Origin of the sequence: Beggiatoa alba B18LD, from assembly GCF_000245015.1 — a bacterium.
In the GTDB taxonomy this organism is placed as follows: Bacteria; Pseudomonadota; Gammaproteobacteria; order Beggiatoales; family Beggiatoaceae; genus Beggiatoa; species Beggiatoa alba.
In genome coordinates this window covers 392670-411734 of record NZ_JH600070.1, presented here as the reverse complement: position 1 = coordinate 411734, position 19065 = coordinate 392670, and the positions used below count along the sequence as shown (strand labels likewise).

Genomic DNA, 19065 nt, shown 5'->3' with positions numbered 1-19065 from the left:
TCAGACAAAAAAAGACCTGCCTAGATTTTGAAAACCTAGCAGGTCTCTGTTTTATTTTATAAATATCACCGAACTTGGGTTAATTAATACACCCTATTTAAAATCACCATCCATTGCTAAATTGAGTAAATACTTGAACTTTCAAGCAACAGTCATCATATTTTATCTATTAATTTTTTATTAAAATAAATAAGTTAAATTAACGGAGTCACATCTTATGGCTGAATCCCCTTATATCATCGATGTCAATCTACAAAACTTTTTAACGACTGTTGTAGAAAAATCTAAAGAAACCTTAGTTCTCGTCGATTTTTGGGCGGACTGGTGCTCCCCTTGCAAAGTCTTAATACCATTACTTGCAAAATTAGCAGATGAATATCAAGGTAAATTTATACTGGCAAAAGTCAATATTGATGAACAACCAGAACTTGCGGCACAATTTTCTGTTCGTAGCGTGCCAACCGTTAAAATTTTTAAACAAGGCAAAATTGTCGATGAATTTCTAGGCGTACAACCCGAATCAGCCTTACGCACGTTACTAGAACGCCATATCGAACGCCCTGTCGAAAGATTACGCCAACAAGCCTATGATGCGTATAAACAAGGCAATATCCCTGCGGCAATACAAATCATTCAAACCGCACTTGCCAGCGAACCAAACTATTATCCACTACATTTAGACCTTGCAAATTACTACATCAGTAACAAGCAACTAGAAGCCGCCGAAAAAATTTTGCAATCGCTACCCGTCAATATTCAAGCGGATGCACTATTTACACAATTGTCCAATAAATTGAACTTTGCCAAAATAGTCGTAAACGCGCCCTCTTTAGAAACATTAAACGCAACACTGACCACACAAGAAAATGACGTACAAGCTCGCTACCAACGCGGTGCTTATGCCGTTTTACACGGAGAATATGAAAATGCCCTTGCGGACTTTTTAAGCGTGATGCGTTTAAATCGTCGTTTTGAAGATGATGCAGGGCGTAAAGGGCTGATTGCTGTCTTTGAATTACTGGGCAATCAAGGGGATTTAGTCAGTCGCTATCGGAGCAAAATGTCCGCATTGCTTTATTGACGAAAGCCTGTCATGTTTAAATAACATCATTACAGTGATTAAAAAAACCTGTCAGACCTCAAAAGCTGACGGGTTTTTTTAACGATGAAAACAACTGACTGATTAAAAATCAAGCAATAAATCAGAGGATTATCTGTGAATACTTTCATGTTAAGTTTTTCTGCCATGCTCCTCTATGTTGCAACGGCAATTGCACGTTTATACGGCAATAAAATTCCAGTAAATACTGAAAACCCGCCCCTGTTTCAACTCAAAACACTATTAATGGGTTTAGGGGGTATCGCTGTCGTCTTACATGCAATTGTCCTTTATCAAAGCATTATTACAACAGACGGACTAAATCTAGGCATTTTTAACGCCGCGTCGCTGGTGACTTGGGTGATTGCCTTATTACTACTCCTGACCTTATTCCGCGAACCTGTAGAAAATCTGATATTTATCCTCTTTCCTGTTGCTGCCTTAAGCATTGGATTAGATAACTATTTCCAATCAGTTCGCCTTTTAACCGCAGACATGGGGGTTAAATTTCATATTTTTTCCGCCATTGTCGCTTATAGCTTTTTAAGCATTTCCGCATTACAAGCCGTTTTTATTGCCATTCAAGATTATCAATTACGTCACAAGCATTTAGGTTGGGTCATGCATGTTTTACCACCGCTTAAAGTGATGGAAACACTACTCTTTCAGATGATAGCGTTAGGCGTTTTATGGCTAACACTGGGGCTTATCAGCGGTTTTTTATTCATTGAAGATTTATTCGCGCAACACTTAGTTCATAAAACTGTACTATCACTGATAGCATGGGGATTTTTTATGATATTGCTGTGGGGACATTGGCAATATGGTTGGCGCGGACGAAAAGCGATTTATTGGACTTTAAGCGGATTTGCCTTGCTAATGCTTGCCTACTTTGGTAGTAAAATCGTGCTGGAATTGATTTTACAGCGTTATTAGCGGTTAACCGCTAAGGATAAATATTTTTTACAGTTTTTTTAGTAAGCAGGTATTTTTTTTAATTTGCACAAATTTTATTTGCATTTTCAGGTATAGTTAAACGCTCGCGTTCACCCATAATTAATAAGGGATAAACGCGGGGCTAATTTTGTCGCACAAATTCCATCGTATTTAATTGATAAAATTCAATAAAATATAAAATACAGCAAAGGCATTTGACGCATCAAATTATCATTATTGGACAAAACCCATGACGCAAGTTATTCCCGTCCCTGAAGGTGAAGTGACAAAACGTCCTTTGCATTTCTTTTGGCTTACGGATTATTCAGGCTCTATGAGCGGTAAAAAAATTGCTGTTTTAAATCAAGCAATTCGTGAAGCAATTCCTGAAATTCGTAAAGCACTCATCAATCATCCGCAAGTACAAATTATGATGCGTGCCATCAAATTTGCTGATAAAGCTGACTGGCATGTTGGTGCAGACCCTGTCCCCATTGAATCATTTTCATGGCCAGAACTAGAGGTTGCGGGTCTTACTGCAACGGCTCAAGCCGTTGAATTATTAGCGGATGAATTAGAGTTGCAGAAAATGCCTCGTCGTGGCTTGCCACCTGTTTGTCTGTTAGTATCTGACGGTTTTTGTACAGATACCGATGAAGAATACGCGCAAGCCATTAAACGCCTGAATAGCCTGCCATGGGGTAGAAAAGCAGTGCGTTTGGCAATAGCCATCGGAGATGAGAGCGATTATGATGAAGAGCAGTTATTAAAATTCGTTTCCCACCGAGAAATTGGCGTGTTAAAAGCGCATAATCCAGCGGAATTATTAGAATATATTAAATGGGCCAGTATTACCGCTTCTATAGGGGTTTCGCAAGGGAAAAGTAAAGGGTCACAAGCCCTAGAACAAAGTGAAAATGTCATTTTGACACCGCCACCACAACCCATATTAAGCACCAGTGAAGATGTATTTTGACTGCCCATGTTAGCCCATTATCCTATTGGCTGGACGATTGCCGCTTGTCAACAAGGGGCATCACATCGACAAACTCAACTCCCCTGCCAAGATGCCTTTGCAATTCGTCATCATCGTGTACACGATAAATCCTGTATTGCCTTAGCCGTTGCTGATGGACATGGCGATAAACAATATGATTTAAGTCAATATGGTGCACAATTTGCGGTGACTTTAGCCGTTGAACAACTGCTTGAGTTTTTTCAGCACTTTTATATTGAACAACGTAGTATCCCACTATTTATCAATCACTTCCGTCAAGACTTTCCCCGCCGAATGGTGCGCGTATGGCGTAACCACGTGATTCAAGACATACAACGACGTTCTCCCCATTTGTCCACCGAACAAATGACGGCACAACTTAAACGCTACGGCTCTACATTGTTAGTTGCCTTAGTATTACCTGAACTCCTGTTACTTGGACAACTCGGTGATGGCGATATGTTGCGTTTAATGACAGACGGTGGCACAGAATGTCCCTTTCAAGAAGACCCTCATTTACTCGGAAACGCGACATTTTCCTTGATTTCTAACGATGCTGATAAATATTGGCAAATTCGCACAGTAGAACGTCATGCGGGCGAAGCCCTTTTATTAGCAACTGATGGCTTAAGCAATTCGTTTGCGGATGAACAACAATTTCACGCTTTTGCACATAGTTTGCTTGTTAGAGTTCAACAATTTGGCGTGTCTGCGGTAGAGCAAGCATTGCCGCAATGGTTAAATCACTATTCCGATGCAGGAAGTGGTGACGATATTACGCTTATCGTTTTTGGAGAGTCTCGATAAGTTAAAACACAATAGCAGCATATTAGGGAAGTAACGCTAATATCATGCATATTTAGACAAATCCGTTATTAATTCATTGCCTGATAATAGAAAACTCATGACAATATCAGGCTATTCTATACTTAATCATGAATGGGTTAGCGTTAAAAGACTTGTACAAAAGTTGCATCCTTCTCTAAAGTCAAATAACGCCCCCCAACAACTCATCCACATTGGAAAAAATAAAATACGCCAGCTATTCTGCTTTTCCCGCACCAATATTAAAAAAAATTGGTTCGCACATAACTTATTAAAACTAAATGTTTTCATGTGCTGAGTATGATGGAAAAGTAACTAGCGTAAAAGGGAGGTGCATTGCATGGTACCTGATAAATCAGAACCGCTATGGCGGTTACTTGTGACAGGACAAAAAGGCTATAAATGTCAGGTTGTTCCTGCCAGCATGATGTTGGCGCGGGTCATTCGCTCAACACAACTTGATAATTCCGCCGAAAATATCGACAAATGTATTAACGAAATTCACTCGTTTTTTACACGTTACGAACCCATTTTAGAACAGGATATTCAGGCAATTTTTGGCAGTGAACAAAAAATAAGAAATGGTAGTTCGTTGTAAATCACCTAAAATAATAACGTATTAAAAAAGAACAGCTAAAGGGGGAGAATATGTTAATTACAGTAGAACAAGCGCAAGAAGCCATTCGAGCGGGAAAAACGCTGTTTTTGGCAGGGGATGAAAATCTATTACGTCAACTGCCACAAGGTAAATGGATAGGGGGTAGCATCCCCTATTTTATGAGCGAAGCAGGGGGATTATGCACACAACAGCTAATTTTTGCGACAGAAGCCCCTGCCGAAGTTTCTGCAATACATATTTGCGAATACGATAAAAATTCACTCGCACAAATTCCACAAGACGCGCCAAACAATGGTTTTACACTGCTTATCATTCCAGCGTTCAGTTCTGCCCACATCACTTATGCCCACAATGCGCCCAGTTATTCCAACTTATTTTTAAAACCGATTATTGGTTGGATTGCGGGCGTACATTTAGACGAATTTGGTGAACGTTTACCCATTATTTTTAATGGAGAAACGGGCAATAGTTCGCACCAACACGCCATTGCCATGCATTTAACCTTACCCGCTGACATCATGGCATTAATTCACATTCTTAACCTATTTCGACCTGATGAAACAGACGCAATTACCTTTGAACATGAAGGCTTTATGGTCAAAGAATGCATAGTTAATGGACAAAAATGGCGTTTTGCTGACTATATTACTCACAAAAAAGCCGATATACGCTACCCATTAATTGCAGATTACTGTGGTGCTTTAGTAAACGTCAGCTTTCAAGCCATAGACCAAAAAACAGGCGTTGTACATCTTTATGCACCTGTATTCAAACAAGTTAAATACCGATTAGCACAACCATTAACTAATTATATTCAAGCGTTTGAACAAGCTTTTCCAAAAGATGCAAAACCCGTTTTTGCCTGCAACTGCATCCTAAACTACCTATTTTCAGAATTAGAAGGCAAAAAAACGTTACCCATTACAGGCCCTATGACTTTTGGTGAAATTGCCTACCAATTGCTTAACCAAACCCTTGTTTATTTAGAATTAAAATATGTCTAACCCTTACCTAGCGACAGAAAACATGATGACTTATTGCTATGAAATGAGCATTTCGCATCATGATTTCTTCCGCACATTTCACCAAGCTTTTAACGACTGCCTCTATCAAAAACAAGGTAATACGATTACACGTCAAGAAAATAACCAACAACTCACGATAACACTGTCTCCCGAAACACAAAGACGCATTGCCCTGATTTGTTTACCCGTAACACATATTACCCTGACATTTAAAGGCTATTCCCCCCGTTTTGTGCACGATTTTATACGCCAATTTCACCAAGCCTATCAACGTGGTGGCGGTTAAATGGCAAAACCGCTCTACTATAAAAAATCTTGCTAAAATTTCCCTTTTTACCCCCAAAGGAGCTTATACCATGACACAACTAGAAAACCGTTTACCGTGGAGTCGTGAAGAATTTACCGAAAAACTCCGCGCCAAAGGTGCGTATTATCATATCCATCACCCCTTTCACATCGCCATGAACAGCGGTAAATGCACCAAAGAACAAGTACAAGGCTGGGTTGCCAACCGCTACTACTATCAAATCAGCATCCCCATTAAAGATGCCAACGTCATGGCAAACTGCCCAGACCGCGAAGTACGGCGCGGTTGGGTGCAACGCATCCTCGACCACGACGGACAAGGCGACAGCGAAGGCGGTATCGAAGCATGGATAAGACTCGGCGAAGCCTGCGGCATGACCCGCGAAGACATCACCTCCCTTAAATATGTCCTACCAGGTGTCCGCTTTGCCGTTGATGCCTACGTCAATTTCGCCCGTAAAGCCCCATGGCAAGAAGCTGTTTGCTCCTCCCTAACTGAACTCTTTGCCCCCGAAATTCACCAAAAACGCCTAGACAACTGGCCACAATACTACGAATGGATAGACAAAGAAGGCTACTTCTATTTCCGCAAACGTCTTACCGAAGCCCGACGCGATGTTGAACAAGGCTTACAAGTCACCCTAGACTACTTCACCACCCGCGAACAACAAGAACGCGCCCTCAATATCCTCCAATTTAAACTCGATGTTTTATGGACGATGCTCGATGCCATGCACCTCGCCTACGTCGCTGATATGCCTCCCTACTTCAATATTCCCCAACAACCATGATAGAAAACCATCACATTATCAGCATCGCCCCCCTGCACCGCTTTCAATGGGAAGAAGCCCAACAATGCTTTGTCATCCTCTACCCCGAAGGCATGGTACAACTCAACCCCACCGCAGGCGAAATCCTCCAGCGATGTAATGGGCAACGCACAGTCAGTGACATTGTGCAAGACCTACAAACCGCATTCCCCCAAGGGGGGGAGGCTATCGTGCAAGATGTTCATGAATTTCTAAAGGCAGCACAAGAACATGGCTGGATTAGTATCAAATAACGCAAAACCCCTCTGGCTACTCGCAGAACTGACATACGCCTGTCCCCTACAATGTCCCTACTGCTCAAACCCCTTAGATTTTGCCAAAACCAAAAACGAGCTAAATACAGAAGAATGGCTCAAAGTCTTCCGCGAAGCCCGCGCCATGGGTGCGACACAACTTGGCTTTTCAGGCGGAGAACCACTCGTTAGACAAGACCTAGAAATCTTAATCCGCGAAGCCCGTGCCATGGGCTACTACACCAACCTGATAACCTCAGGCGTTGGCATGGATGCAGAACGGGTTAAAGCCTTTAAAGACGCAGGGCTAGACCACATACAAGTCAGCTTTCAAGCCAGCAGTGAAGAACTTAACGACTTCATTGCAGGAACGGATGCCTTTCAACACAAACTTGACATGGCACGAGAAGTGAAAAAAAACGGCTACCCGATGGTACTCTGCTTTGTACTTCACCGCCAAAACATTGAACAAATTGAACAAGTCATTCAATTAGCAGTAGAACTACAAGCCGATTACGTAGAACTCGCCACCACCCAATACTACGGCTGGGCATGGGTCAACCGCGACTACTTACTACCAACCCTTGCCCAACTGCAAACTGCCGAAGCCATTGCCCACGAGTATCAAGCCAAACTTAAAGGCAAAATGAAACTGTACTACGTCGTCCCCGACTACTACGAAAAACGTCCCAAAGCCTGCATGAACGGCTGGGGCGCGGTATTTCTCACCATCACCCCCGACGGTTTAGCCCTCCCCTGCCACGCAGCCCGCCAACTGCCAAATATGACATTTCCCAATGTCCGCGACCACAGCGTCGACTGGATATGGCGCGAATCCCCAGCATTTAACTGGTTTCGTGGTGACGAATGGATGAAAGAACCCTGTCGCTCTTGCCCTGAAAAAACGAAAGATTTCGGTGGATGTCGCTGTCAAGCCTACCTATTCACAGGCGACCCGACCAACACTGACCCTGTTTGCAGTCTCTCGCCCGAACACGAAAAAATCATGCAAGTGATTAACTCTCGAGAACAGATAAACAGTAACGCAGCCCCGCTTGTGTTTCGTAATCCTAAAAATTCTAAGGAATTTATTAAGGCGAGTTAAAAAAGGTTAGAAATAGAAAAAGCCCTATTATGTTATAAAACAGGGCTTTTTTTAGAGTAATCTGAGTTCGGCGAGTTTTATAAAGTAAAACAGAGACCTGCTAGGTTTTAAAAACCTAGCAGGTCTGTAGGAACACACGAAAAGGTCTGCTGACACTTTTCAATCCTGCTAATCCTGAAAATCCTGTGAATCCTGATTCAGACAAGCTGTTGTCTTTTTAAAAGAAACTCGCCGAACTTAGGTTAGAGTAGAATCGGATTAACGCCAAAAATCTTGATTCAAACAAATTATGCAGATAAATAACGGTTTTATTTGAGCTCTCGCTCAACATAAAACTGGAAAATCTCATTTAAAGCTTTTTCTTCATCCTCAGATAAAATAACTTTAGATTCACTGAAACGTATCATCGTTTCCCGAGGACGAATAAACTCAGAAAACTGGCGTTTTGCAAAATCACTTGCCTTTATATCTGAACAGTTTTCTTGCCAATATTTTTGTAAAATTTCTTTAAATCCAGACAACTCTTTTTCAAGAATTGCTTTTCTCGCAAATCGATAAGTATCACGTACTTTTTTACCAAACATATGCCTAATACGTCCTACACGCTTTGTTACTAATTTAAACCCAAAAAAACGCTGTTGGGGTGCTAATAATATAACCCCAATATTAATAAATTCTTCTGTTTCAATCATGGGCATAAAACGCACAACAGCATACTGACAAACAATTTTTTTCATATTACGTCCCAAAAAGTATCATATTGATAAGCAAGTAATTGCTGATAAGCGAGTGTCTTATCAAAATCAACATTTAAGGTTTGTTCTTCATCAATAAACCACCATTCATGAGGAATCATACTACAAATATTTTCCCAATCTTGAAGCGCGTCATTAAATCTTTGCTTATAAATAATTTGTTTTTGCTTATCAGCAAAGATGTGTCTGCCTTGTTCTCTAAAAATATGCGTAGCCATGAAATCATGTACACAAAAGTCTGAATCAAATGCCAAGTTATGATCAATGATAAAAATATGTTTCTGATTATTCTGTTCTTCTAATAATAAATTTGCATTTCCACCATATTCAGACAATGTCCGATCCATATTTCTAATCCACCAATCAAATACAAAAATATCTTGTTGTAACGCAATAGGAATATCGTTATAAAAAGTTGGGAGTAAATTTCTGGGTTCTTCAATACCTGCTTTTTTTTGCGAGCCGAAGACAAGTCCTGTACCTAATGCTCTATATTCTTCACTGGTGATTAAATGCTCAGATACATTCACAATAGAAAATGGTGCAATTGGTAACTGTAAGTTTTTTGCTAAACATCCTGCTATCCATTCACAAATCAAACTACGTGCTCCAGCATTCTTACCTTTAACGAAATAAGTATTGCCATCGCTACCACGACAAATATAGGGTTGTGTTGCCCCTTGAGCAGAACGCTTAAAAATTTCAATGATGTCTATCATAATGTTAAGCTGAAATAAAATTTTTGGCAGTACTAAGCAATCACAAATAAGATATTGATAAGTGTAATAGCTTCAATGATTGCTTTTTTTGCGCATTATTATTTTTTCAATCTAGCGAATCTTGATTTTGGATAGAAACGGGTAAAACACCGTTTTAAGTGGGGGGAACTGTGCGATGGTCTTCAATTGGTACTGAAGAAACCTTAAGGATATTATTGATAATTTTATCAACGACTGAGTTAAATTTTTTATTCTTATTATTAATAATCTTTTCTGGTTTTCTGGCATTTGTAGGAAACAAATCTTTTTCTATTTTAAAAATCTTAGGATTACAAGTTGAGTAAATAGATATATCCGAATTGGTAATGAGTATTTTAGTAATATCTTTATAATATAAAAGTGTATTTCCACAAACAAAATATCGTTGTTCTATATATATTTTATATGGAATTGCTCTTCTATGTGATAGATACAGTGGATAAATTATAATAAAACATATGAATAAAAATAATAAGAATGGATGTGGATATGGCAGGTTGCTGCAAAAAGCAAAGATAACAATAAAAAATATAAATACGTGTCTAAATTTAAGGTTTACATTATTTAGATCTTTATGATTATATCTAAAATGTAAAGGTTTTCTATTAACCATATTTTATTACCCATTACTGCCATTATTATTATTGTTGTTGTTATTATTATTGTTATTGTTGTTATTATTACTAAGCCCGACACTGAAACGGTTTTCAGTGGGAAAAGATGTGAAAGAAGATAGGTATAGAGAACTTAACATAACAATACCTGAGCGTTGTGTAAAATCAACCATGTTATTAATAACAGATATTTTATTGCCGTTACAAAAGATAGTTTCTTGTTCCGTTGCATCAGACAAAAGAAAACTGTTTATTCTTGTTTTATAGTGATAGCAAAACAGTGCTTTTCGATGATAAATAACAAAATTTTTAAAATCTCTTTCGCTATAAAGCCAACCTACAAGATATTTCTCTATTTTCAATCTTTTCTCAGAATCTGTTATCGACAAAGAGTTAAGAAATCTATCTATCGTAAAAGCTATTTTTTGTAATTGACTCATTATTTAATCCTCTCTTTCATTGAGATAAAAAAACTCAAAATTTTGAAAAGGTAAATTCACTGCCTGTATATGATAAAAAGCATTATTTCTCTGCTTGTTATAATGATAATCTCTTAAAAATGAGGTCGTAAAAAATAGGTTATTTAAAACATCCTGTTCATAAAGTTCTTTATGTAAATAAATAAGTTCTTTTAGGTCAAACATAAAGTAATCGTCGCCTAAAACTGTGCTTTTTTTCAACATTGAGCTGTATATCTGATAAGTAAATAAATGCTGTTGTTTACTCCTTTTTTCATCTCCATAAATAACAAAATTATGGTTGAGCATTTGTAGATAAAGCGTATTTTTTACGGTTTCGTCACAATTCACAGTCATCAAATCCACAGGAAAATGAATAATAATCTTATCTTCTGAAGATAAGGTATAAAAATCATTATCCGTTTTTAAGATTTGAGATTCTAAATTTAAAACCTCATCATTAAGCTCAAGTATAAAAGACTTATTACTATAAAGTTTTTGTAATACTTCATCTTCTTCTATCAAATTTAACAAAAAGTTTTTATTTTCGTTTAAATCATTCGGAAAAACTAAAGAAGGTTCTATTGCCTGTTTTTCAATTAAATAAGGGTGCATCTCTCTTGTGTAATATTTTGAATAGGCTTTTTGTTCCTCTTCTGGAGACGCTGGATAAGAATAAGGATTGTCTTTATAGATTTCCTTTTGTAATTCACAAGTATAAGACTTCGCGCTTGAACGTTGAAATTTTACAACAGCACATCCTGTGTTACAGGTTAATAAGTTGTTACAGCCTGAACAGTCAGCATTCATCCCGTATTTTTGATGAATTTCACTGATTTTTCTTGCGCCGTTATCCAATATTTCTTGTACGGAGCTTTCAAAGATATTACCGTAATAAAACTCTTCTATGCCCTGACCTCTAACACAAGAATAAACAGAGCCATTACTTTGTAATAAATAAAATTTTTCGCCACAGTTGAATGCATTTGTACAGTAAGACGGTTTAAATTCATCAAACCAATTTCGTTTAAATCCTTCCTCTAATTCCGTGCCCGTAAACGCTTCTTTCAGTTTTTGATATAAAAATAATTGTTCTTCTTTTGAGGCGGGTGTGAGTACTTTATCTTGTTTATCAATACTGTTTAACGCCGATTCAAAGGCAAACATAAAATTAAAATTGGTCATATCGAAATTTAATTCTTGATGTATAAACCAAATATCTTGAATCATTTGGTCAATATGCTCGATATGTTCGCTAGAAATGGTTGACGATATTTTTTTGCTGTAAGGGTATTGTGAAAGGAGTTTTATATTATCTATCGTTAAGTTAAGCCAATCTTTTCCGCCTTTTGTCGTTCTGTATTTTCCGTGCATAAAAAGCGGTAAATCAATACTGGCACTGATAGAAACCTTATGTTTTTTCATCAAATCGAATTGATTTGCAAATCGATACAAATTTGTTTTTATATGAGGGTTAGATTTTTTATGACCGAGTGCATTGATTTCATCAAAGTTTGTAACGTAATGTTGCTTAATGAGATTAAATAGGTCTTCAAGGATGTTATCAGCAAGGAGGGTAACTTCTCCTCCGTGTAGGGAAATATGAAACGGTAATATGTTTTCTTCGCTACATTTTTTTAAGGCATATTCTAAGGTGCTGACAGCTCTTTCTGCGTCTTTTTTGATGGGTGCAATGCTGGTTTGTCCGCCAAGGTAACAGTATTGACAACCAAGGTTACAAGCTAAGGTAGGACTATAGAGTAAGTGTATATTTTTATTGTAAGATTTTTCCAATTTTTCTATACCGAATCAGGTTTATATTCTAAGTGCTAACATAAATCGGTATAAATAGTAACCATTTATTATTGCAATATCATGAATTTTAGGTTGTGCAAAATAAATTAACCCCAGTTCTGGGTGAATCCTGATTAGCAATAAGTAGGAAGAAAATAAATTATCCGACTTTGTTGGGAATACATAACTGGTTTTTTTAGATTATTGGAGAGAACGCCTATGAGAACAGCAATTGTGTCAGATATTCACGGTAATCTTGAGGCATTAAAGACGGTTTTTATAGATATAGCAACGAGGTCTGTTGATAGAGTTATTTGCCTTGGTGATTTAGTCGAGGGCGGAAAATATAACGATGAAGTTGTTGAGTTTATTAAAAATAATCAAATACAAACCGTGCAGGGTAATCATGATGCGATTAACCCTTGCCAATTAAAACCCGTTAATCAAAGATGGTTAGACCAGCTCCCGACCTGTTTTATAGAAGAAGATATTATTTTTACGCACATTAGCCCACGGAAGAAGAAAGAAAATATTATAGATTATATAGAGGCATGGAATATCTTTGATGAAACAACATACCGTCTTTGTTTTGTTGGTCATCTTCATTTCCCTTGTTTATACGGTTCACAATGTGAGTTTTTCGGAGAGTCTCAAACATATGTCGTGGATCATGGAAGGTATGATTTAGCTTTAGATAATCGATATGTTATTTGTTTTGGCGCAATCGGTTATCCACGACGTGGCGGGCTGTTTATTCGCTATGGTATTTATGACAGTAAAACCCATAGTCTTGAATTTATTAAGTTAGAAGGAACATTATTGCCTTATGGTTTATGTGAAGACCTCTTTTAGAGATTGAGCTGTTTCTTAACGCATCTCACATGAATAAGGGGGGGACAAAAACTAATTTTGTTCGCCCTTATCCTTTTTATAATGCTGACAACATAATTTTATTGATTATCAAGCTCTTGTACGAGCCTAAATCCTAAGTAAGATGTTTTCTTTTCAGGTTCATGATATCCGCGAAATGTAGGGCGAGAACGGCGTGAGTTGTCTTCCCAACTGTTGCCACGAATGACGCGATAAGAGCCTATCATAGAGCCGTAAGGGTCTGTTTTGGGGTCACGACTATAAGATGAGTACCAGTCGCGTATCCATTCCCATACATTGCCAGTCATATCATATAAACCGTAAGGATTAGCGGTAAATGAACCAACAGGAGCGGTTTGATTTGCATATGTATCGCCACAATCTAAGCAGTTTTCCATATTCAGCTTAATGTCATCGCCCCACCAATAAGTCGTTTTTGTCCCGCCTCGCGCGGCATATTCCCATTCAGCTTCGGTTGGTAAGCGGTAGCGTTTATTGGTCAATTCACTTAACCACGCCGCATAATCAGTTGCATCTTGCCAACTCACATTAATCACTGGGCGTTTATCGCGTCCCCAACCTTCATCGTGAGGCTTTTCCCGTCCTGTCGCATCACAAAATAAGTCGTATTCTGCAAAGGTTACTTCGTACTGTCCAATATAAAAATCGCGGGTGAGATTAACCGCATGTATGGGTTTTTCGTCAGGGTCTCCGCCGTTATAGCCCGCAAGGAATTTACCCGCAGTAATTTTGATCATGGTGGGTTCTATAGAACCTATTTGAAGTCTAAGATAAAATGTAAAAGATGAAAAAACAAAACAAAAAGAGTCCTTACACAAGTAGCCTAACAGATGCAGAATGGGCAGTGGTTGAACCCCTCTTAAATGCGTTATTGCCCAAAAAAAAGCTTACCTGTCCGCATAAATGGGGCTATCGCCTGCTATTTGATGCAATGCTTTATCAGCTCAAAAATGGCTGCCATTGGGGCGACCTTCCTAAAGACTTCCCTCCCTATTCAACGGTTTATTGGCATTATAAACAATGGCGGGCTTCGGGAGTTATCGATAAACTGATGATAGGCTTACATGAAAATGCCCGCACGCAATCAAAAAAAACGCTCAATATACAAGCCTAATCATAGTAGATTCCCAAGCGGTGAAAAATACTTGTCTGGCGAGTCGTCAAAGTAAAGGCTTCTGCTTTTACAAAGCTACCAATGGAATTAAAAGACACTTAGCCGTTGATAGTTTAGGCTTGCCCTTGTTTACACGCTGTACAAAAGCCAATATCAATGATGACCTAGGATTGATTGAGCTGTTCAAGGAGAATATCGATTACTTCAGGAACAAACCTTTAGAGATGCCTAAAACGACAATTCTCTTGGATAATGGCTATCATCCTGTGCGTATTCAGGAAGCGTTAGAAAAAATTTATCCTGATATTCTGAGTAAAATCCAGTTTGAGTTATCTCCCAAGCCCAATAAGCAAGAAAAGTTAGCACAAGGTAAGACAGGCTTTGTACCTGTTAAAGCAAGATGGGTAGTAGAACGTTCTAATGCTTGGGTTGAGCGATGTAAGTCCTTAGTTAAGAACTTTGAACGGACTCTTGAGAATGCTAATGCTAAACTGAAACTGTGTTTTATCAGACTCATGATTAAACGAATCGCTTCTTTTTAAACATTTCAAATCGGTTCTATAAAACGGGGTTGTTTTGTCGCTTTATTTTCTGTCGCAACGCTAGAGAGCGGCAGGAAAATTAGGCAAAAGATAATATAGTGAAAAAGGTGTTTAAAGGGATTCATTGACACTTAGTTTCCTTGGTAAAAGGGGGGATAAACCCGTAAATTTGTGTGCTTGCCTTTTTTAGTGGCTTAATGCTTCAATTATCACCGTTCAATTTTTCCTGACAATAATCACATAACCCTACAGGACGTTAAATATTATGCCCGATAGAGAATTTAGCATTGAAACCCTATGCTTACATGCAGGACAGATTCCTGATGCGGCAACGGGATCACGTGCGACCCCGTTGTATCAAACGACTTCTTATGTATTTGATAGCACAGACCATGCCGCGAGTCTGTTTAATTTGCAGACATTTGGCAATATTTACACACGGATTATGAATCCAACCACTGCCGTTTTTGAAGAACGCATGGCGGCTTTAGAAAACGGTCAGGCTGCGGTTGCGGTTGCGTCAGGCATGGCGGCGGAAATGGTAGCAATTCTGACATTGTTGGAAGCTGGGGATGAGCTGTTATCCGCGAGCACTTTATACGGGGGAACATATTCCTTATTTAATGTGAATTTTCGCAAATTAGGCATTCATACAACCTTTGTAAATCCTGATAATCCTGATAATTTTCGCCAAGCAATCACGCCTAAAACTAAAGCAATTTATGCAGAAACAATTGGGAATCCTTCTTGTAATATTTTGGATATTGAAGCCATTGCGAATATTGCGCATGAGGCGGGAATTCCTTTAATTATCGATAATACTTTTGCAACCCCATATCTATGCCGTCCGATAGATTTCGGTGCAGATATTGTTGTGCATTCCGCGACAAAATTTATTGGCGGACATGGTACTTCTATTGGTGGTGTCATTATCGAATCAGGGAAATTCCCTTGGGACAATGGTAATTTTTCTGGTATGGTTGAACCGTCTAAAGGCTATCATGGTGTGCGTTTTTATGAGACATTCGGCGATTTTAGCTACACCATGCGAGCACGTTTAGAAGTTATTCGGACGATGGGACCCGCATTAAGTCCATTTAATTCCTTTCTATTTTTACAAGGTTTAGAAACCTTACATGTCCGCATGGATAGACATTGCGAAAATGCGTTAGCCGTTGCACAGTTTTTACAAGAACATCCCGCTATTGCTTGGGTAAATTATCCCAGTTTAGCAGGCAATAAATATCAAGCATTAGCGAAAAAATACTTACCAAAAGGCGCAAGTTCTATCATGACTTTTGGGATTAAAGGCGGACAAGCAGCAGGGGTAAAGTTTATCGAGAACGTGCAATTCTTGAGTCATTTAGCCAATGTAGGCGATGCAAAAACCTTAATTATCCACCCTGCTTCTACCACGCATCGACAATTGAGCGAATCGGAACAATTAGCAGCGGGTGTCAGTCCCGATATGATACGAATTTCAGTCGGTATTGAAAATATTGATGATATTCTGTGGGATATAGACCAAGCCTTAAAGATTTCACAATCATGAAACCGCATATTCTTGTCGTTGCTAACGGGCGAATTCAAACGCCAGCGTGGTATCAGCCATTAATTCAGCAGGTTGACAAAATCATCGCGGCGGATGGCGGAGCGAATAATTGTCGTTTACTGGGTATAGAGCCTGACTATGTGATTGGTGATTTAGACTCTATAACCCCCACAACCCGCGCCCAGTTGACCGCAAAAACACAAGTCATTGAAGACCCTGACCAAAATAAAACCGATTTAGAACTCGCTTTTAGCCTTGCGCAAACCTTTGACCCCGTTAAATTGAGCATTATCGGCGCAATCGGCACTCGGTTAGACCACACTTTGAGCAATATTATTTCACTGGATCAAGTGCATGTCCCTTGTGTGTTATTAGATGAATATAACGATATTTATCTGGTTCAAGATAGCTTACAAGTTACGGGACAACCCAATGATATTATTTCTATTTTACCCATCACCGCCGTGCAAGGCTTAACTTATACGGGGCTAAAATGGGGCGTGGACAATTTAGACGTGCAAACAGGTTGGCTAGGCACATCTAACCGTTTACTGGAGACAGTTGCAACGATTAGCTTACGACAAGGAAAAGTTGTGGTTATCAAAGCGCGGGAAGTAATAAGCCCGTTTGGATAAATGAGGCTAAAATATTCGGGTCAAGGTTATAAACTTTGACCTGCAAATCAATATGAAAATACAAACCCTCTTGCAAGATAAAGAAACCTATCATTTTTTAATTGAATTAAAAAACGGCAGTATAGAAATCATCACAGATTTAATCAAAACAGAATATTGCTTAATCTTGTATGAATTACATATAGATGGTTTAGGTAAAGGCATGAGTAGTCGCACTGAACTAAAAAATGCAGTTATTGAATTAGGTAAACAATTTGATGTAAAAGAAGTTGTAATATTCGGTGGACGCAGAACAACAGGCGCAAGTGTTGGCATAGTTGCAAAGAATCCTAAAAAGCTAATAAAGTAAAAACCTTTAATATTCAAAGTTGAATGAAACACCCCATGAGTAAACTCATTATTGAATTGACCAACTGGGAAGTAGGTTTGAATAAAATCAAACTGACAAAATTGCTACAACATTATGCAGGCTATTCTTTATCAGAAGCCAAACATAGTGTTGATGCCTTTTTATCTGGAAAAGTCATTAAACTCGATAGTAACAATCTTGCTTTGCCTATTTCTCAACTACTTGAAGAGCTTAATCAGTTCGGTGTTAAATCTAAAATTGATACGGTGCATCTAAAAGGGGCTTATATGCGTGGTTGGAATGATGCACTTAAAGTAAAGAAAGGCAAGAGAAAGCCCTATTCTAACCCCGATAAAGAGACCTTAACGGCGTTGGGTTATCGAGATGCTTCAACATTTGAAATGCCTAAAGAACAAATCTGGCAAAAGCGTTGGTTGGAGTTTTCGCAGAAACATGGAATAAATTGCAACTCGTGAAAACAACTTTTAACTTGAGTACGACAAAAAAAGCCTAATAGCTTGATAAATCTCAAAGAAGTCTTATTGACTTTTGCTAACACTAACTACTTTACATTGCAAAGTACTTGGGCTATTGTTATGACTATGGAAATTGAGAAAGCCTTAGACCAATTAGCGACGATTCACGCGCACCTATCCCGTACAGAACCTTATCGCGGTTTACGTGCGTTACCGATTGCCTTTACAGCACTCAGTGGCTTTATCGCAATGCTGATTCAAGCAATCTGGTTAGATGAAAATCCATATTATTTTCTGATGTTATGGGTAGGCATTGCGACATTGAATATTGCGATAACGCTGATTTTTTTAACGCATCGCTATCTATATCATCAAACCGCTTTAGCCCGTGAAAAAGACCACGCCATGTTTTTGCAATTCGCGCCGAGTCTGTTTGCAGGCGGTTTAGTTGCCTTAGTCGCGGGACAAGTGGGCGAAAGCTTTATTATTCACTTACCTGCGTTATGGTGCTTAATTTTTGGGCTTGGCATCTTTGCCTGTCGCCCCTACTTACCTTTTAAAATGTTGTGGGCAGGCACTTTTTATTTATTAGCAGCTACCGTACTTTTTCTCCAAGCCTTAGCGGGTACGAGTTTACATCCAATAAATATGGGGTTTGCCTTCGGTATCGGACAACTGATTATTGCAGGAATTCTTTACTGGGATTTAGAACGGGTTCGTTAATACAGGTCGGTTTGTTATGTCTCAAGAATCAGGTCGTTATGCATATGATGGGTTAGAACGAGTTATTCATGAAAAAGCTCGTTTAGGTATTTTAACCTCCTTACTCACCCATCCTGAAGGAATTTTATTTAATGATTTAAAAGCATTATGTGCGCTAACAGATGGCAATTTAAGTCGCCATTTAAAAGTTTTAGAAGAAGAAGGCTTAGTCGATATTAATAAAAGTTTTCAAAATAACCGCCCGCAAACCGCGTGCAGTTTAACCCCAACAGGACGAGAGCGATTTCTAGCTTACTTGCAAGCCTTAGAAAAAGTCATTAAAGATGCAGAACTTGCTACGCAACAGACTAAAGCCGTTAATGGCAAAATTATCACTGCTTAATAGTTGAATTAAATAAAAATCCCGTGTTCATTGCGGGATTTTTTCTC

At 38.7% G+C, this 19065-nt stretch carries 24 protein-coding genes; 19 read left to right on the top strand and 5 right to left on the bottom strand.

The features are described 5' to 3' along the window. The first annotated feature begins 217 nt into the window (after positions 1–217). The 10 genes from trxA to pqqE all read left to right on the top strand — a co-directional run bounded on the left by trxA (position 218) and on the right by pqqE (position 7975). Complete coding sequence (gene trxA, locus BEGALDRAFT_RS01635; protein ID WP_002683026.1) at positions 218–1081, top strand: thioredoxin; 864 nt, start codon at positions 218–220, stop codon at positions 1079–1081. 135 nt (positions 1082–1216) lie between these two features. Then, a complete protein-coding gene (locus BEGALDRAFT_RS01630) occupies positions 1217–2035 on the top strand; it encodes a cytochrome C assembly family protein (protein WP_002683025.1) in 819 nt (272 codons plus the stop codon). A gap of 250 nt (positions 2036–2285) precedes the next feature. Continuing rightward, entirely contained in the window at positions 2286–3011 is a 726-nt protein-coding gene (locus BEGALDRAFT_RS01625; RefSeq protein ID WP_002683024.1) for a vWA domain-containing protein, read from the top strand. A gap of 6 nt (positions 3012–3017) precedes the next feature. Beyond that, complete coding sequence (locus BEGALDRAFT_RS01620) at positions 3018–3839, top strand: protein phosphatase 2C domain-containing protein (RefSeq protein WP_002683022.1); 822 nt, start codon at positions 3018–3020, stop codon at positions 3837–3839. 358 nt (positions 3840–4197) lie between these two features. Next, positions 4198–4455 carry a hypothetical protein gene (locus BEGALDRAFT_RS01615; protein WP_002683021.1) on the top strand — a complete coding sequence of 86 codons (258 nt, stop codon included), beginning with the start codon at positions 4198–4200 and terminating at the stop codon, positions 4453–4455. Positions 4456–4505: 50 nt separating this feature from the next. After that, positions 4506–5480 (top strand): DUF6976 family protein, encoded by a 975-nt coding sequence (locus tag BEGALDRAFT_RS01610; protein WP_002683017.1) that lies wholly within the window; start codon positions 4506–4508, stop codon positions 5478–5480. Next, positions 5473–5787 carry a hypothetical protein gene (locus BEGALDRAFT_RS01605; RefSeq protein WP_002683016.1) on the top strand — a complete coding sequence of 105 codons (315 nt, stop codon included), beginning with the start codon at positions 5473–5475 and terminating at the stop codon, positions 5785–5787. Before BEGALDRAFT_RS01610 ends, BEGALDRAFT_RS01605 begins: the two co-directional genes overlap by 8 nt. Positions 5788–5857: 70 nt before the next feature. After that, positions 5858–6598: a pyrroloquinoline-quinone synthase PqqC gene (gene pqqC / locus BEGALDRAFT_RS01600; protein ID WP_002683015.1), complete on the top strand. Its 741-nt coding sequence runs from the start codon at positions 5858–5860 to the stop codon at positions 6596–6598. Beyond that, positions 6595–6870 carry a pyrroloquinoline quinone biosynthesis peptide chaperone PqqD gene (gene pqqD, locus BEGALDRAFT_RS01595; protein ID WP_002683014.1) on the top strand — a complete coding sequence of 92 codons (276 nt, stop codon included), beginning with the start codon at positions 6595–6597 and terminating at the stop codon, positions 6868–6870. The genes pqqC and pqqD overlap by 4 nt, the downstream gene beginning before the upstream one ends. Then, complete coding sequence (pqqE, locus tag BEGALDRAFT_RS01590; protein WP_002683013.1) at positions 6848–7975, top strand: pyrroloquinoline quinone biosynthesis protein PqqE; 1128 nt, start codon at positions 6848–6850, stop codon at positions 7973–7975. Before pqqD ends, pqqE begins: the two co-directional genes overlap by 23 nt. Before the next feature lie 308 nt (positions 7976–8283). Here the strand turns inward: pqqE and BEGALDRAFT_RS01585 are convergent, their stop codons facing one another. The 4 genes from BEGALDRAFT_RS01585 to BEGALDRAFT_RS01565 all read right to left on the bottom strand — a co-directional run bounded on the left by BEGALDRAFT_RS01585 (position 8284) and on the right by BEGALDRAFT_RS01565 (position 12354). After that, on the bottom strand, positions 8284–8712 hold the full coding sequence (locus BEGALDRAFT_RS01585; protein WP_002683012.1) for a DUF3037 domain-containing protein: 429 nt from the start codon (positions 8710–8712) through the stop codon (positions 8284–8286). Beyond that, the gene (locus tag BEGALDRAFT_RS01580) at positions 8709–9449 is read right to left on the bottom strand and encodes a HipA family kinase (RefSeq protein WP_002683010.1); all 741 of its coding nucleotides are present in this window, start codon (positions 9447–9449) and stop codon (positions 8709–8711) included. Before BEGALDRAFT_RS01580 ends, BEGALDRAFT_RS01585 begins: the two co-directional genes overlap by 4 nt. Before the next feature lie 658 nt (positions 9450–10107). After that, on the bottom strand, positions 10108–10542 hold the full coding sequence (locus BEGALDRAFT_RS01570; RefSeq protein ID WP_002682996.1) for a hypothetical protein: 435 nt from the start codon (positions 10540–10542) through the stop codon (positions 10108–10110). Positions 10543–10545: 3 nt separating this feature from the next. Next, a complete protein-coding gene (locus BEGALDRAFT_RS01565; RefSeq protein WP_002682994.1) occupies positions 10546–12354 on the bottom strand; it encodes a radical SAM/SPASM domain-containing protein in 1809 nt (602 codons plus the stop codon). Positions 12355–12573: 219 nt separating this feature from the next. On the opposite strand from BEGALDRAFT_RS01565, the gene BEGALDRAFT_RS01560 reads away from it, so the two are divergent. After that, positions 12574–13206 (top strand): metallophosphoesterase family protein, encoded by a 633-nt coding sequence (locus BEGALDRAFT_RS01560; RefSeq protein WP_002682984.1) that lies wholly within the window; start codon positions 12574–12576, stop codon positions 13204–13206. A gap of 98 nt (positions 13207–13304) precedes the next feature. On the opposite strand, the gene BEGALDRAFT_RS01555 is transcribed toward BEGALDRAFT_RS01560, so the two are convergent. Next, entirely contained in the window at positions 13305–13982 is a 678-nt protein-coding gene (locus BEGALDRAFT_RS01555) for a formylglycine-generating enzyme family protein (RefSeq protein ID WP_050978385.1), read from the bottom strand. 47 nt (positions 13983–14029) lie between these two features. On the opposite strand from BEGALDRAFT_RS01555, the gene BEGALDRAFT_RS01550 reads away from it, so the two are divergent. The 8 genes from BEGALDRAFT_RS01550 (at position 14030) to BEGALDRAFT_RS01515 (ending at position 19018) form a co-directional block, all read left to right on the top strand. Further along, on the top strand, positions 14030–14359 hold the full coding sequence (locus BEGALDRAFT_RS01550; protein WP_040294833.1) for a transposase: 330 nt from the start codon (positions 14030–14032) through the stop codon (positions 14357–14359). Positions 14360–14379: 20 nt separating this feature from the next. Then, positions 14380–14901 carry a transposase gene (locus tag BEGALDRAFT_RS01545; protein WP_198284588.1) on the top strand — a complete coding sequence of 174 codons (522 nt, stop codon included), beginning with the start codon at positions 14380–14382 and terminating at the stop codon, positions 14899–14901. Between the two features lie 265 nt (positions 14902–15166). Continuing rightward, entirely contained in the window at positions 15167–16453 is a 1287-nt protein-coding gene (locus BEGALDRAFT_RS01540; RefSeq protein ID WP_002682963.1) for an O-acetylhomoserine aminocarboxypropyltransferase/cysteine synthase family protein, read from the top strand. After that, on the top strand, positions 16450–17088 hold the full coding sequence (locus BEGALDRAFT_RS01535) for a thiamine diphosphokinase (RefSeq protein ID WP_002682962.1): 639 nt from the start codon (positions 16450–16452) through the stop codon (positions 17086–17088). The genes BEGALDRAFT_RS01540 and BEGALDRAFT_RS01535 overlap by 4 nt, the downstream gene beginning before the upstream one ends. 52 nt (positions 17089–17140) lie before the next feature. Beyond that, complete coding sequence (locus tag BEGALDRAFT_RS01530) at positions 17141–17437, top strand: hypothetical protein (RefSeq protein WP_002682961.1); 297 nt, start codon at positions 17141–17143, stop codon at positions 17435–17437. A 35-nt stretch (positions 17438–17472) separates the two neighbouring features. Further along, the gene (locus BEGALDRAFT_RS01525; protein WP_002682960.1) at positions 17473–17913 is read left to right on the top strand and encodes a hypothetical protein; all 441 of its coding nucleotides are present in this window, start codon (positions 17473–17475) and stop codon (positions 17911–17913) included. 120 nt (positions 17914–18033) lie between these two features. Further along, positions 18034–18636: a hypothetical protein gene (locus BEGALDRAFT_RS17710; RefSeq protein ID WP_002682959.1), complete on the top strand. Its 603-nt coding sequence runs from the start codon at positions 18034–18036 to the stop codon at positions 18634–18636. A gap of 16 nt (positions 18637–18652) precedes the next feature. Then, entirely contained in the window at positions 18653–19018 is a 366-nt protein-coding gene (locus BEGALDRAFT_RS01515) for a transcriptional regulator (protein WP_002682958.1), read from the top strand. Positions 19019–19065: the final 47 nt, after the last annotated feature.

Excerpts from the sequence above, each read along its gene's own strand:
- trxA (WP_002683026.1), top strand. The coding sequence starts at position 218 with ATGGCTGAATCCCCTTATATCATCGATGTCAATCTACAAAACTTTTTA.
- BEGALDRAFT_RS01625 (WP_002683024.1), top strand. The coding sequence starts at position 2,286 with ATGACGCAAGTTATTCCCGTCCCTGAAGGTGAAGTGACAAAACGTCCT.
- BEGALDRAFT_RS01620 (WP_002683022.1), top strand. The coding sequence starts at position 3,018 with ATGTTAGCCCATTATCCTATTGGCTGGACGATTGCCGCTTGTCAACAA.
- BEGALDRAFT_RS01615 (WP_002683021.1), top strand. The coding sequence starts at position 4,198 with ATGGTACCTGATAAATCAGAACCGCTATGGCGGTTACTTGTGACAGGA.
- BEGALDRAFT_RS01610 (WP_002683017.1), top strand. The coding sequence starts at position 4,506 with ATGTTAATTACAGTAGAACAAGCGCAAGAAGCCATTCGAGCGGGAAAA.
- BEGALDRAFT_RS01605 (WP_002683016.1), top strand. The coding sequence starts at position 5,473 with ATGTCTAACCCTTACCTAGCGACAGAAAACATGATGACTTATTGCTAT.
- pqqC (WP_002683015.1), top strand. The coding sequence starts at position 5,858 with ATGACACAACTAGAAAACCGTTTACCGTGGAGTCGTGAAGAATTTACC.
- pqqD (WP_002683014.1), top strand. The coding sequence starts at position 6,595 with ATGATAGAAAACCATCACATTATCAGCATCGCCCCCCTGCACCGCTTT.
- pqqE (WP_002683013.1), top strand. The coding sequence starts at position 6,848 with ATGGCTGGATTAGTATCAAATAACGCAAAACCCCTCTGGCTACTCGCA.
- BEGALDRAFT_RS01585 (WP_002683012.1), bottom strand. The coding sequence starts at position 8,712 with ATGAAAAAAATTGTTTGTCAGTATGCTGTTGTGCGTTTTATGCCCATG.
- BEGALDRAFT_RS01580 (WP_002683010.1), bottom strand. The coding sequence starts at position 9,449 with ATGATAGACATCATTGAAATTTTTAAGCGTTCTGCTCAAGGGGCAACA.
- BEGALDRAFT_RS01570 (WP_002682996.1), bottom strand. The coding sequence starts at position 10,542 with ATGAGTCAATTACAAAAAATAGCTTTTACGATAGATAGATTTCTTAAC.
- BEGALDRAFT_RS01560 (WP_002682984.1), top strand. The coding sequence starts at position 12,574 with ATGAGAACAGCAATTGTGTCAGATATTCACGGTAATCTTGAGGCATTA.
- BEGALDRAFT_RS01555 (WP_050978385.1), bottom strand. The coding sequence starts at position 13,982 with ATGATCAAAATTACTGCGGGTAAATTCCTTGCGGGCTATAACGGCGGA.
- BEGALDRAFT_RS01550 (WP_040294833.1), top strand. The coding sequence starts at position 14,030 with ATGAAAAAACAAAACAAAAAGAGTCCTTACACAAGTAGCCTAACAGAT.
- BEGALDRAFT_RS01540 (WP_002682963.1), top strand. The coding sequence starts at position 15,167 with ATGCCCGATAGAGAATTTAGCATTGAAACCCTATGCTTACATGCAGGA.
- BEGALDRAFT_RS01535 (WP_002682962.1), top strand. The coding sequence starts at position 16,450 with ATGAAACCGCATATTCTTGTCGTTGCTAACGGGCGAATTCAAACGCCA.
- BEGALDRAFT_RS01530 (WP_002682961.1), top strand. The coding sequence starts at position 17,141 with ATGAAAATACAAACCCTCTTGCAAGATAAAGAAACCTATCATTTTTTA.
- BEGALDRAFT_RS01525 (WP_002682960.1), top strand. The coding sequence starts at position 17,473 with ATGAGTAAACTCATTATTGAATTGACCAACTGGGAAGTAGGTTTGAAT.
- BEGALDRAFT_RS17710 (WP_002682959.1), top strand. The coding sequence starts at position 18,034 with ATGACTATGGAAATTGAGAAAGCCTTAGACCAATTAGCGACGATTCAC.
- BEGALDRAFT_RS01515 (WP_002682958.1), top strand. The coding sequence starts at position 18,653 with ATGTCTCAAGAATCAGGTCGTTATGCATATGATGGGTTAGAACGAGTT.